Below are 14345 nucleotides of genomic sequence, written 5' to 3' on the forward strand. Positions count from 1 at the left end.
TAGAGTGAAAATTAAATTATAACACTTTAAATAGATATAGTATGTCACAAGAAATTAAAGAAAACGTAAAAGAAGCGTATACAAGAGTCGCTAATTCTGGAGCAGGTTGTGGTTGTGGACCAACAGCTTGCGATTCGCCAATTCAAGACTGGTCCATGAGTGAAAGTTATGCTAAAGTTGATGGTTATGAAGCAGATGCAGATTATGCTTTAGGATGCGGAATTCCAACAGAACACGCCAAAATTAAAGAAGGAGATACCGTACTAGATTTAGGTTCTGGTGCTGGAAATGATGCCTTTGTTGCTAGAAGAATTGTTGGAGATACTGGTCATGTAATTGGTGTTGATATGACCGAAGCCATGATTGAAAAAGCAAATGATAACAAACAGAAATTAGGGTATTCGAATGTAGATTTTGTTTTAGGCGAAATTGAAGCTCTTCCATTAAAAGACAATTCTATTGATGTTTCTGTAAGTAATTGTGTGCTTAACTTGGTGCCAAATAAGACGAAAGCGTATCAAGAAGTATATCGCGTATTAAAACCTGGAGGACACTTTAGCATGTCGGATATTGTATTGAGAGGTACTTTACCAAAAGGGATTATGGAAGCTGCAGAAATGTATGCAGGCTGTATTTCTGGAGCATTACAGCAAGAAGATTATATGGAAGCCATAAAAGATACTGGATTCAAAAATAGTACCATTACTAAAGAACGTATTATAGACATACCAGATAATGTATTGCTGAATTATGTTTGTTGCCCAGAAGAATTAGAAAAGTTCAAGGCAAGCGAGAACGCTATTGTTAGCCTTGGTGTGTATGCAGAAAAATAGTTTTAGTAGATATATGAATATAAAAATTGCTTCACAATTTAGTGAGGCAATTTTTTTTTGCGTCTTTTTTTTAATCAGCCGTCTATATATAAAATACAATAAAAATGAGTCAATTTGATATAATACACGAGAACCAAAACAATTTTGCTAAGAGTAATCTTAATTATTTAAAAGGAATGTTTGGCGCAACAGACGTCATGCCTTTATGGATTGCCGATATGGATTTTGAAATTGCAAAACCCATACAAGAAGCTCTGCAAACATTGGTCACAAGAAATATGTATGCCTATGAATTTAATACGGATGAAGTTTTTAAAGCTATTGCTGATTGGAATTTAAAGTGTCATCAATTAAAATTAAACCCTAAATCCTTTATACAAGTATCTGGAGTACTTACAGGAATTGGTGTTTTAATTAGAGAATTAACAGAAAAAGGAGATGGAATATTGGTACAAACACCTGTGTATCATCAATTTTTTAAGGTGATTGAATCTGCAGGAAGAAAAGTAATCCATAATAAATTGAAAGTTGTTGCTGGACAGTATCAAATGGATTTTGAGGATATGGAGCGTAAACTTAAAACCCTAAATATTAAAGCTATTTTACTTTGTAATCCTCACAATCCTGTTGGTAGAGTGTGGACAAAGCAAGAATTACAAAAACTAGTAGATTTGACAAATAAATACAATGTTACTATTATTAGTGATGAAATTCATTCTGGTATTGTGTATTCTAAATCACAATTTAATAGCATCGCTTCATTAACTAATAGTGATAATCACATTGCTGTTTTAGGTTCTCCAGCAAAAACCTTTGGGATGCAAAGCATTTCTAATGGATACTTATATATACCAAATAAAGAAACTCATAAGCAAGTTAAAAACACTATAGGTTCTTTGTATTTAGATCACGGAAATATACTTTCTGCAAATGCTACAATTGCTGCATATACAAAAGGCGAGGAGTGGTTAGATGATTTACTCGCGTATCTTGAAAAAACGATGCATTGGATAGAAAATTTTATGCAAAAAGAATTACCAGAAGTAACCCTTTTTAAACCAGAAGGAACGTATCAAATTTGGTTAGATTTTAGTAAATTGAATCTTTCGGATGCTGCTTTAAAACATTTAGTGGTGCATCAAGCAAAATTAGCCTTAACACCTGGAGATTGGTTTGAAAGTTCGCACACACAATTTATGCGAATGAATGTAGCGTCACCATTAGCTAAGATTCAGCAAGCGTTTCATCAATTAAAAAAAGCGGTTGATGCTGGTGTAGATTGCTCTTTTAATCAAAACGCTAACACAAACGATTGTTGTTCTTGTTAACCGAGTAATTATAACATAGTTCTCAAAATAAAACCCAATAGAATCGTTATTGGGTTTATTGTTTTAATATGGAATTCCTAAAGCATCCAATTACGTTACATATAGCCCAAAAGCGCTATTTTGCTAATTGTTGTAAAATGTATTATACTGTTCTGTATGGCGCTTGTCCCGCATATTTATTGCGGGGTTACTTTGCTTTACTCATGCGTTTATATTATTGGGTATTCGTGAATCTCCTTTGTCGATTTGAGTAAAAAGCTTTACACTTCACAATTTTTCTTTATTTTTTTCTTTCTAAAATCTTCTTTAAAAAATGTAATGAAATACGCTTTTCACGAAACAGAGCCTGTCCTGAGTTTCTCGAAGGGATAGGAGCGTAGTGAAATGTGTATGGAATGGGATTGTTATTTCTAATTTTCAATTAATTATGGTATTCCGTAAATTTTATTCGTTTAGATTCTCTACATTTAACTATGGAAGAATATGAACCTTTTATAAATTATATATCAAAGAAAAATACATCAGAATTATTGAAGTTATTTTCAATTCTACAATTATGTCCAGAAAATCATGGTAAAAATTTAAGAATAGAAATTATACTTAGCTTAATAGCTAAGAATATGAATAATATAAATGAAGAACTCAATTATGATGGTGTAGTTAATGCTTTTCAAGAGATGTTTCCTAGTGATCACAGAGAAGACCCTGTAGAAACATCATTTACAGAGAATTTTCTTTTTTCAAATGGTAATAATATAGTTTTTCCAGGAATAGTAATAAACAGTACCGAAATCGTTCAAGGATTAACATACAGCATACTTCATGCAAAAAACAATTTAAAGAGTGAATTCAAAAAAAAAATATTTGAATCTATTATGTTTTTTCTTTCAATTCATACAAATATTGCTAATAAGATAGGATTAAAAAGGTATATCTGCTTAGATAATAATGAAAATGAGTTATTCTTTCCTGAAGAAGATTTTTTTAAAAAATATAAAGATTTAGTTTGTTTCAGTAAAGAAGACATTCAAGCTATTTATAATAAATTTAATATTAAAAGTGATGTTATAAATAATTTCATTTTTGATATAGAAAAAGATGATATAGATTTAATCAATATTGATAAAAACCCAATTCTTTTAAAGCCATTTGTCATATTTAATGACATGTACTATTTAATATTCCCGAGTGCACAAATGTATTCACTAAATAATTTCATAGTTAGTGAATTAGAAGCCAATAATCATTTAGAAGGATTGTTAAAAATCTATGATTTAAATATAGAGAATGATTCGTTCAAAGAATTAAGAAAAATGAATTGGTCTATGACCGATTTAAATATCCAAATAAAGGATAAAATAGAATTAAGAAATGGTGAATCAATATGGCAATTTGATGAAAATAAATTGGCATATGTTAATGTATTATTGAATTCAAGTGAAGATAGCGATTATGAAGAAAGAGCAAGTACTGTAATTTCTTTTGTACGAGATAAAGTTAATAATGAAAATTACCAATTCTTGACATTATTAATAATTTCCTCTTATTCAACTACTGATGATAAATTCTTTGCCTTAAAAGATATTGAAGGCTCAGATAACTTTTTGATGATAAACATTATTGATTTAAAGAGATTAAATAGTAATTGGGATTTAAACAAAATTTCTCTTTGGAAATATTGTAAGGCTTTTGATAGAGCTATAAACAAAGGAGTTAGAATTGCTCCTATGTATTCTATTTTAACTTATTATTCATATTATACAAAGAATCACGATTCATTTTTGCATAGTGATGAAGCTTATAATGGTTTGTTTTTTGATTTTGGAACACAAGGAAAAGTTATAACTGATATTAATACTAAAAATGATGAACATGGTGTTATGTTTTTTAAACCTAAAAGAGGGCTAGGTTATTTGCCTGTTTATAAAACAGCTAAACATGCTCCGATTTATTTATCACAAGAATATTATATTGGGATTTATAAGTCTGTTATAGAATTATTTGATTACCCAATTTGGATAACGTGTCCCAGAAAAAGAGATACAATGGTTACTCATTTTATTGATGCAATTACCCATTGGTTGAATGAACTTTATCCATCACTTAGCAAACATTTCAATCACTCTGTTCCTTTTCCAATTGAATTTATTATTTTACTAGATGAAAAACTATATGATTTTAACCCTCAAGTTTTATATAATATAGATTTAGAAGTATTCAACCTTGAATATGAAATTATAGCAGCTGAAGGAAAAATTAAAATACAAATCCCATCGGAATTTTATGCAGCACTACATAGAAAAGATAATCAAGGAGAAAGACAACTAATGTCTATAGTTATTAAAAGCTTGAGTAAATTATTTAATGCAATTGGGTATGAAAAATTAAGTGAGGAAGTTATACAGGTTATAATTGATAATCATATTCCATTAGGTTCTGCAAAAATGATATTGACTGTTGATTCAAGTTATAATTTAAAGATAGACCCAAGATACCTTCCAAAAATAAGATTTATACAAAAATATGATAACTCTTACGTTTTAGAAAGCGTAGTTGATTGGCTTAATTATGATAATGAAATTCCTGCTGAAATAATTGATAAAAAAGAAAAAATTAAATTATTAGTTGATTCTGTTAATGCTATAATTCAAGAGTTAAGAAATAAATTAATAGAATATAATACACTTGAACTATTAAAATTTTTAATGCATCATCATGAAGCAATTATCCAAGCTAATGAATACAGAAAATTATATATACCTGCAAGATTAGAATGTTTTTCAAAATATACAGATGTTTTTAATGAGTTTCATGAATCAGAATCGGAGTATGTAAATGTTTCTTTATCTATGAGATGCCTTATCGAATTCGTTAGCGCTGAACCATATTTTAGTGAGAAACTTCCAAATAATGATGATGTTGATTATTTACTGTCCTTAATGAGTGAAATAACTTATTTTGGGTATGTTCAAGACATAATAAGATTTGATATAGACAATCCTAAAATGGGATTATTAGCGTCTGGAAGATTAGGAATAAATAAAGGTTTTTTTGATGATGTTTTAAGTAAATATAATATATCTAATAAAGAAGATGAATTAGTTAATTATAGAGAGAATTTTGAATCTAATTTTAATAAACATGAAAAGAAGGAATTGGGTGAAGAAAAGGAAGATGACTATTTAAATAATATTGATGAAGTTTTTATAAATGATTGGGGAATTTCATTTTCAGAAATAAATACAATCTCGTTATTTTTAGCTGAATATTGTTTTATTCAAGAGAGTTCTTATTCTAAAATGAAAGAAAATGAGTTCGTGGAATTAATATTAAAAGAAACAAAATTCAATATTGAAAAAATTAATTCATATTTAAAAGTACTAACTCTTAATAGTAGAGGGAAAATGGATGCAGCACCAAAAGGTTATATAATACCGGAAATTTTTCCTTGGAGATATAATAGAAAACTCTCTTATCTAAGGAAACCTTTAATTAGAATTATTGATGAAGACAAAAAAGTTTGGTATCTATGGAGTGCAAGGTTTTTAATTAAAGCATCAGACAATTTAATATATCAATTTTCAAATGCAAGTCTTAGAGTTGAAGATGAGCATAACAGAATTAGAAATTTAATTGCAAAGCGTCTTAATCTAAAAGGTAAAAAATTTACAAATGAAGTAAGAGATTGGCTAAACCAAAACCCTAATTTAAGGGTTGTTGATTTTGAAGTGAAAATAGATAAAAAAGGAGTGCTAATCGCTGAAAAAAATTATGGAGATATTGATATTTTGGCTTTTGATGATAAGAGTAAATTGATATATTCAATTGAGTGTAAAAACACAAAACAAGCTAAAATTATGTATGATTTTCAAAGAGATGTAAGAAATTATACTGAGAAACAATTACCTAAACATGTTGCAAGAAATAATTGGTTAATTAATAATATTAAACAGCTTTCAGAAAAATTTAGTAAAAATGTTGATGATTATAAGGTTAAGTCTATGGTAGTTTCATCATATCAATTACCAATTAAATTTTTAGAAGAAACGGAGTTACCAATATATTCATTTAACGAAATAAAAAGGTCACAAATATTCTGATTTAAAACATTTTTAATTATCTATTTAATATGAATCAAAAAAATGAATATTATAATTACTAAATGCCTTTGACCTAATATAATTTTGGCAAAAAAATAATAGGAGAGTGGAACGTAATATTTTAGGGTGTTAGCAATACATATTCTTAAGTTTTCCTATTTTATAATACTTCTAAAAATAGTCTTAAAAGTTAGAATCTATCCTAAAATATAGAGAAACGAACCGTAATTGTTTCCAAAAATATATGTAAGTCTTGATTTTTTTGTTTCTTTTGGAATTTATCTTGAGCGAAGTCGAAAGGTCAAGGAAAAAAAGAAAATAATGAAAAATTAATAGTAACAATTTTGAATTACTATTTAAAATAGCTTAATCCTATATTTGATTAACTTTATCAATTATTTTGTATTTAACATAATAAAATTAACACTAGAGTAAACGCTAAATTATAAAAAGCATAGAAATAGAAAAATGTTTTATTCTTAATAAAAATACAGCAACATTAATATTGATAGAATGACTGGAGAATTTTTATCCATAAGTAACATTGTATAAAAAAAGGTTCTCGATACAATTTCGATGAAAAATCGAAATCACTCGAACTGACAATCTGTTTTCTAACTAAAAATGCGGTTTCTGAGAATCGCGTATTTAAAAAATATTCATATAGATTACCAAATACAAGATTCTACGGAATTTAAATAAATACGTGTTGTAGAATAATAAAACACATCTAAAGGAATAATTTTATAATGTTAATAATTTTAGAGAAAGATATCTATCAATTAAATCTTAGAAGTAAATTAACCCATAATTTCTTTTAACATAATATCGGACGATATAAACCAAAAGGTGTTATATCTGATATTATGTGTAAATAGCAATGAAAAACGGCTATACAGAAATTACTATATAAATGTATTATAATTTATAATATATTAATTATAGAATCCAATGTTTATAGGGGTTTAGAAAAAAAAGATAAAAGCTGGCAGTAATTTTTACCGTCATTTTAACGTCATTTTTAACTTATAATTTTTATCATGTTATATTGAGTACAGTAGGTGTTATACTGTGCGAAAAAAAATTAAACTACATATAAAAGATAAACGAGAATCATTTGGTGGAAACATCAAAAGACCATACTTTTTGTTTCTTGAAATGGGAGAGAAGCAATTTGTTTTTTCTAATCAAGTAAAAGCAAAAAAATGGTTAGTATCATTTGAAAATAATTTAAACACTTTAACACAAGAATTAATTTTAAACATCCCAAAACTTTACAACTACAATATTTTACTTTCACTAAACATGGATTTACCCGTACAGAAAAATATGAGAGAGTCTCTGGACTATGCTATGGAAAGATATTGGAGACTTTACAATTCTGATTATGTTACCTCTGTAGGGAAAGAGATTAATAATATTTATTATTTGTTAGAAGAGCAAATGGAGTTTTATAAAGTACTAGTAACAAAAAATGGTAGAAATCAAACATTATTGAATCAAATAAAAGCGGAATTGAAACATTTAAAATATCTAAGAAATGATATTGATGCTTTGTTTGATGTCGATAAAAAATTATTATCTCTTGGAAAAGTAGAAAAAACAAAAACAATAAATCAATCTGAAAACTATTTAAGAATTGCATAATTGAAAAAATCAAACAAATAATAAAAAAGCGCTTCTAAGCGCTTTTTTTTATGCTTACTCAAAACTACATTACGTTTATCTTTAGAGTTTACAAAAGCACTTTAAAAACTATAATTTAAGGTCTATTGAGTTTGTTTGATGATGTTTTTTATTTTATTTCTTCTTTAATTGATTTTAAGCTTGGTTTGATGTAGATAAAAATTATTATCTCTTAGGAAATAGAAAAAACAATAACAATAAACCAAGCATAAAAAAAGAGCTTCTAAGCGCTTTTTTATACTTAAACAATACAAGTACATGGTTTTTGTTTTAAAACCTATTAAAAACATCAAAAAACACCTTGTTTGAGTTTTTTTGAACTTGTTTGATACTTTTTTTTTGATTTTTTAATTTTTTTAGGTCGTTTGAAAGAAGTAGAAAAAATAGAAATTTTAATTTCTTTTTTTTTCACTTCTTGAAGAGTGCCCAGTAGTAGAAAGTTTTTTTAAAGCGAGTTAAACGAACTATTTTTCAATTCTTGAAATTCCATAAAACAAGAAAAACTTTTTAGTTTTTTGTAAGTTTTATTACATTTCTTTTTGAAAAATCGTGCGTAGTTTTGCTTTTTTAAAAACTTTCGTACGTCTATAAATAAATTGATTTGTTTTTTTTGCAGTAACGATTGTAGCGGCATCCTTTAACAAACTCTTCAGATGTTTTTTAAAGATATAGCGGAAAGCGTGGTTTTAGCCTTTTTTGTTTTAAGGCTAAAAACTGCCATAAATCTATAACTTCTTAAACGTCCAATTTAGTGCTTTAACAAGGGGTCTATAGTAACACCCCTTGCCAAGTACCGAAATCGGAAAAATAAAACAGTTAAAACACTGATAATCAATCAAAATGCTATAAATGTTAATTTTGTGTTAAAATAATTGTAATACATTGATTTTTAGTGCTTTATATATCGGTCTGTAAATCAAGTAATTACCTCTGTTTCAGTGTGGAAAAATCTCTTGTCAATTCACTTGTCAATTCCGGCAAAAAATGTAATTTTAAACAAAAAAAAATGCACCTATTTATGAAATTCATTTAATAGAAAGCTACACACATAAATGTCTAAAAACCAAGTACCGTTACATCGAACATTATGGAATATTGACAACTATAGATTTGATAATATAATGCTGTTTATTTTATAAAATATTCTAAAGTTAACTTTAATGTAAAATAATCAAGAAACTTATTTAATTAAAATCTACAAAAAAAAACATATGCAAATGCATCATTTTTATAAGAAAGAGGCAAGTATAATATTGGATAAATTTTATTATTCAGATACAGATATAAAAGAATTATTAGTTACAAATAAACTTGAAGAATGAGTTTAATAGAAAAAGGAATAAAAGAAAAGTTAATTACTTTAACTAAAGATGGTAAGCAAATAAAATATTTGCATCAGAATAAGCCAAGGAATTATACTAATCCAGAAGAGCAAGTACAAGCAATAACATTTCTAAAGCTTGTTTTAGAATATGGTTATAATCCTAAAAGGATAAAACAATTTGTAAGTGTGACTATGGGTTCTGAAAAGAAAGAGGCAGACCTTGTTGTTTATAATGATGATGACTGTAAAGAACCTCATATACTTGTAGAATGTAAAAGGAGGGAAGTTAACGAACAAGAATTTCAACAAGCAATAGAACAAGCTTATAGTTATGCCTATGCTTTGCCTAATGAAGTAAAATATGTTTGGGTTACATCAGGAATTAAAGACGAATTTTTTAGTGTAGATAAATCCAAAGACACAAGAGAGGAAGAACCAGATATACCACAATTTGGTGTAGATAAACTTGCTCCTTATAAATATGTTTATGAAGCTGATGATATGCAGTTTAAATTGGGCGAGCAAAAGTTTTCCGATCTTAAAGTTATTAATCAAGAAAATCTTACGGAAGTTTTTAAACAAGCACACAAATCTCTTTGGGGTGGAGGACAGTTAAATCCATCAGAAGCTTTTGATGAACTTGATAAATTGATATTCTGTAAAATATGGGATGAAAGAAAGGATCGAGAGATTGGTGATCCATATGATTTTCAAATTTTTAAAGAGAAAAATGAAGATAAAACTAATATAGAATTATCAAAACGAATTAAAGCTCTTTATGAAGAAGGCAGAAAGTTTGATGAGGAAGTTTTTAAAGATGATATACGTCTTACACCTGAAAAATTAAGAACTGTTGTTGGTTACTTAGAATCAATAAATTTATCTGATACTGATTTAGATAGTAAAGGAAGAGCTTTTGAAACTTTCATGGGAAGTTTTTTTAGAGGTAATTTTGGACAATATTTTACACCAAGACCAATTGTAGATTTTGTTGTTAGTGTTTTGCCAATTACAAATAAATCTTACGTTTTAGATACTTCTTGTGGTAGTGGTGGTTTTTTATTACATGCATTAGACAAAGTTAGAAGACATGCAGACAAAATTTACCCAAAACATAAAACTGATGTTAAACAGCATGCTAAACATCATAAGCATTGGCATGATTTTGCTGAGAATTATTTATATGGAATAGAAATAAATGAGCAAATAGCCCGAACAGCTAAAATGAATATGATTATTCATGATGATGGCCATACAAATGTTGTTGCTACGGACGGGTTAACACCTCCAAGAATATTACCCGCAACACCAGATGAAACTGACGAACAAAAAAAACTAAGAGAAAGGCTTAATAAAACATCTATTGAGGCTGTTACTAAAAACCAAGGTTTTAATTACGATCACTTTAATTTTATTATAACAAATCCACCATTTGGTTCTTTAATAAAACAAACTGAAAAAGCTTATATGCATCAATATAATTTAAGCTATAAAGAAAAAGACTGGTTAGATTTAAAAGGAAAGAATAAAAGTAGAAGACCACAACAAAGTACAGAAATTCTATTTATAGAAAAATGTCATAAATATTTAGCCGAGGATGGTTACATGGCTGTAGTTATTCCTGATGGAATTTTAACAAATAGTAGTTTACAATATGTAAGAGATAATATAGAAACTTGGTTTAGGATTATAGCGGTAGTTTCTATGCCACAAACTGCATTTAGTGCAACTGGTGCTGGTGTAAAAAGTTCTGTATTAATACTTAAAAAATGGTCGAAAAAAGAAACTTTAAAATTAAAAGAGAAAATTGCTAGTTTACAATTAGACGTTATTAATACTTATAATTATGAAGAACAAGTAAATGATTGGAATAGCGAAAAAAGAAAAAAATTTAAAGAATATATAGGTTACAACGGAGAAACTAAAAATTTAGCTAAAAAAGAAATTGAAAGTTCCGATAGCTTTAAAGCTTGGAAAGCTGAAATTAATGAGTTTTACAAAGAAAAAATTGAAAGTTTAAAAGATGAATTAAATGAAAAATTAATATCTGAGAAGCAAAATAATTTAATTGATTATCCAATTTTCATGGCAATAGCCGAAGATATTGGGTATGATGCAACAGGAAATCTTACAAAAAATAATGAGTTAGAAATTATTGGAAAAGAATTAACAAACTTTATAAATTCAGTAGAAGATGGCACAATTTAAGTTTTCTACTAAACTAGGAAAAACTAATTTATTTCTAATTGATAAAAGTAAATTAGAAGGTAGGTTAGACCCTATTTTTTACGCCTCAGATCTAACAAAGTTTAATTCTGGTAAGTTTAATAGTCTATCTATAGGTAAAGTTGCAATTTCATTTAAATCTGGTTTTGGGGCTGGTAAAAAAGACCAAAGTGATGCAGAAAATGGAATTATACACATTAGACCAACTAATCTTGGTAAAGATGGTTTGTTAAAATATAATAAAAATGTATATGTACCATTTAATGAGAAAGCAGATAAATTAGAAAAAGATGATGTTTTATTTAATAATACAAATAGCCAGGAGCTTGTTGGTAAAACAACAATAGTTACAGATAATAAAGATCTTTATTATTCAAACCATATTACTAGAATTAAAGTCAATAAAAATTTAATATTACCAGAGTATTTATGGATAATATTAAACATGTTAAGGATAATTCACTTAGTAATAGAATATTTAATATTTCTTTTAAAGAAATTAATGGTAACAGAATAGATAGTTATTATAATTCAGAATATTACAGATCTGTTTTAGAATCAATTAAAAATTCTAAATATCCAGTAAAAAAACTAATAGATATAACTGATAAAATCACAGATGGAACTCATCATACACCAAATTATATTTCTCAAGGTGCTCGATTTATTTCTGTAAAAAATATTAAAAATAGTAGTATATCTTTTAAAAGCATAAAACATACAAGCTTCGAAGAAGGAGAAAAGCTTGAAAGAAGAGTTAAGCCTAGAATGAATGATATCTTATTAACAAAAATTGGAACAATTGGTAAAACTGCTATAATTAGAGAAGAAGATATTCCTTTTAATATTTTTGTTAGTCTTGCTCTAATACGACCAAATCAGACTGTATCTAACTATTATTTATCTGAAGTATTAGGATCTTCTATATGTAAAATACAATTTACAAGACATTTAAAAGGTGTTGGAGTTCCTGATTTACATTTAGAAAACATAGCAACTACTCTAATCCCTTTTCCTTCCTTAGATAAACAAATTGAATTAGAAGAGAGAATATTAGCAAAAAGAAAAATGGCTGAAAATTTACAAATTGAAGCAAATAATGCCCTTAATAAAACCAAACAGAGAATCGAAAAAATGTTATTATGATTTTAAGAGGAATATTAGACAGATCGTTAAGTAATCAACTATGTATTAGAGGTTTTGCACCTTTAGGCGAATTAGCAAGACTTTCAAAAGCAGATTACACGTATCAAAGAGACTTGATTTCTAAACAAGAAACAACTATAAAACAGTTTTTAAAACATAGTCCACATTTATTTTTTCCAGAGGTTATATTGGGACATCATGTAGAATATGATTATTCATTACCAAAAGCAGAACAAGGAATTCAACCAATAAATATTATTGAAAGCGGTTCAAAATTTGAGTCTAATATTCAGAAGATTAAGTTTTCTTCAAAAAAATTAAGTTATAAGGATAAGTTTGATTCACGTAATAAAGCAGAAGTACAAGTCGTTGAAATTGAAATTGATGAAGACTATTTATTGAAATGTATTGAAAAGAATACTCAACCATTTAGTAGAATTGATGGAAATCATAGATTAAGTGCTGTAAGCGATAAAAAAGGTGATGAAGAAATTAAAAAGAGAGACACACCTTTTTGTATAGTTCTTTTTCAATCTACTATATCAGAAATAACAGATCGTGATGGAAACAAAAAAAAGGTTATCGATAATAACGGAGAAAAATTCGAAAAAGTAGTCTTTCATAATATAAATACGAAAAGTGTTCCATTAACATCAGAAGAAAATTTAAGAGTAATTGTTGAAGACGAAAAAAACTTTAAAAATGAAGCCTTAAAAAAGGAGTTTGGTTGGAAATATGTTGCAATTAGAGAATTAAACAAATTACTACCAACAGAACATTTAGAAGATATAGTTCCAAATTTACACAATGCTTTTCTAAGCTTTAAAGATGATACACTTTATAAATTATCCGTAGTATCAAAGATTATTGATTTTCTATTAAAAGAAAACAGTCTTCCTCAAACAAACGAATCTATAAAGCAAGTCAAAGCTGCACTTAAAAAAATTAATCAAGAGTTTGGAAATCACGATTTACTTAAAAAATCAAAAAATAGCGCTTTTTTAATAGCTGCTTTAAGTATAGAGTTGAATTCAAAAAAGCAATTAAAACATTTTGTACAATGGGTTTCAAAGCATGAATTAGCTACTTTAAATGAAGTTTCTGCTAAATCATTATTAGATATTTATTTGAAAATATATACAAAAAGCATTGATGTGTTTGTAGCTATGAAATATTATGGTGTTGATGAAATCGCTAGTTATAATAGTATTTATAGTAGGGCAGTAGCTAGAATAAAAGCTGAGAATCCTGATGTAAATATCAAGTTATTAAAAATCATGACACATAATGGAGCAACAAAAAGCATTATTTCTAAAATGATAAAAGAAATTGAAAATTGCTCAATTTTTATTGCAGATGTAACAGAAAGAAATCCAAATGTAGCTTATGAGTTAGGTTATGCAAGAAGTATGGATAAACCAACTATTATTGTTCAAAAACATGATGATGAAACTGAAATTCCATTTGATTATGCACAAGATTTTAGGAAAACATATAATATTGGAGCTCCAAATTCTTTAGAGAATTTAGCATATGATGATATTAAAGCAATTTTAGAAACAAATTATGGATTTAAATTAAATGTAGAATAAGTATTCTTATTAAAATTACAATCCATAAAAAAAATGTTTGGATAATAGACCAAGTATTTTAAAAGCTCGTGAAATTGGTGAAAGAATCATCATAAAGATGAAAAAATACA

The 14345-nt window shown here is 27.3% G+C and carries 8 protein-coding genes; all 8 read left to right on the top strand.

Features of this window, described 5'->3' with window-relative positions:
• The first annotated feature begins 41 nt into the window (after nucleotides 1-41).
• A complete protein-coding gene (arsM, locus tag WHD08_RS02410; RefSeq protein WP_208889363.1) occupies nucleotides 42-833 on the top strand; it encodes an arsenite methyltransferase in 792 nt (263 codons plus the stop codon).
• Between the two features lie 104 nt (nucleotides 834-937).
• Nucleotides 938-2161 (top strand): MalY/PatB family protein, encoded by a 1224-nt coding sequence (locus WHD08_RS02415; protein ID WP_208889362.1) that lies wholly within the window; start codon nucleotides 938-940, stop codon nucleotides 2159-2161.
• A gap of 473 nt (nucleotides 2162-2634) precedes the next feature.
• On the top strand, nucleotides 2635-6261 hold the full coding sequence (locus WHD08_RS02420; RefSeq protein WP_208889361.1) for a hypothetical protein: 3627 nt from the start codon (nucleotides 2635-2637) through the stop codon (nucleotides 6259-6261).
• A gap of 1158 nt (nucleotides 6262-7419) precedes the next feature.
• The gene (locus WHD08_RS02425) at nucleotides 7420-7908 is read left to right on the top strand and encodes a hypothetical protein (RefSeq protein ID WP_208889360.1); all 489 of its coding nucleotides are present in this window, start codon (nucleotides 7420-7422) and stop codon (nucleotides 7906-7908) included.
• A gap of 1357 nt (nucleotides 7909-9265) precedes the next feature.
• On the top strand, nucleotides 9266-11479 hold the full coding sequence (locus tag WHD08_RS02430; RefSeq protein ID WP_340833394.1) for a restriction endonuclease subunit M: 2214 nt from the start codon (nucleotides 9266-9268) through the stop codon (nucleotides 11477-11479).
• Complete coding sequence (locus tag WHD08_RS02435) at nucleotides 11466-12014, top strand: hypothetical protein (protein WP_340833396.1); 549 nt, start codon at nucleotides 11466-11468, stop codon at nucleotides 12012-12014. Before WHD08_RS02430 ends, WHD08_RS02435 begins: the two co-directional genes overlap by 14 nt.
• Nucleotides 11927-12643: a hypothetical protein gene (locus WHD08_RS02440; RefSeq protein WP_340833400.1), complete on the top strand. Its 717-nt coding sequence runs from the start codon at nucleotides 11927-11929 to the stop codon at nucleotides 12641-12643. The genes WHD08_RS02435 and WHD08_RS02440 overlap by 88 nt, the downstream gene beginning before the upstream one ends.
• Nucleotides 12640-14235, top strand: a complete 1596-nt coding sequence (locus tag WHD08_RS02445) for a hypothetical protein (protein WP_208889356.1) — start codon at nucleotides 12640-12642, stop codon at nucleotides 14233-14235. The genes WHD08_RS02440 and WHD08_RS02445 overlap by 4 nt, the downstream gene beginning before the upstream one ends.
• Nucleotides 14236-14345: the final 110 nt, after the last annotated feature.

Source organism: Polaribacter sejongensis, from assembly GCF_038024065.1.
Classification (GTDB): Bacteria; Bacteroidota; Bacteroidia; order Flavobacteriales; family Flavobacteriaceae; genus Polaribacter; species Polaribacter sejongensis.

Bases quoted from the DNA above. Each gene is read 5' to 3' on its own strand.
- arsM (WP_208889363.1), top strand. From the start codon at position 42: ATGTCACAAGAAATTAAAGAAAACGTAAAAGAAGCGTATACAAGAGTC.
- WHD08_RS02415 (WP_208889362.1), top strand. From the start codon at position 938: ATGAGTCAATTTGATATAATACACGAGAACCAAAACAATTTTGCTAAG.
- WHD08_RS02420 (WP_208889361.1), top strand. From the start codon at position 2,635: ATGGAAGAATATGAACCTTTTATAAATTATATATCAAAGAAAAATACA.
- WHD08_RS02425 (WP_208889360.1), top strand. From the start codon at position 7,420: ATGGGAGAGAAGCAATTTGTTTTTTCTAATCAAGTAAAAGCAAAAAAA.
- WHD08_RS02430 (WP_340833394.1), top strand. From the start codon at position 9,266: ATGAGTTTAATAGAAAAAGGAATAAAAGAAAAGTTAATTACTTTAACT.
- WHD08_RS02435 (WP_340833396.1), top strand. From the start codon at position 11,466: ATGGCACAATTTAAGTTTTCTACTAAACTAGGAAAAACTAATTTATTT.
- WHD08_RS02440 (WP_340833400.1), top strand. From the start codon at position 11,927: ATGGATAATATTAAACATGTTAAGGATAATTCACTTAGTAATAGAATA.
- WHD08_RS02445 (WP_208889356.1), top strand. From the start codon at position 12,640: ATGATTTTAAGAGGAATATTAGACAGATCGTTAAGTAATCAACTATGT.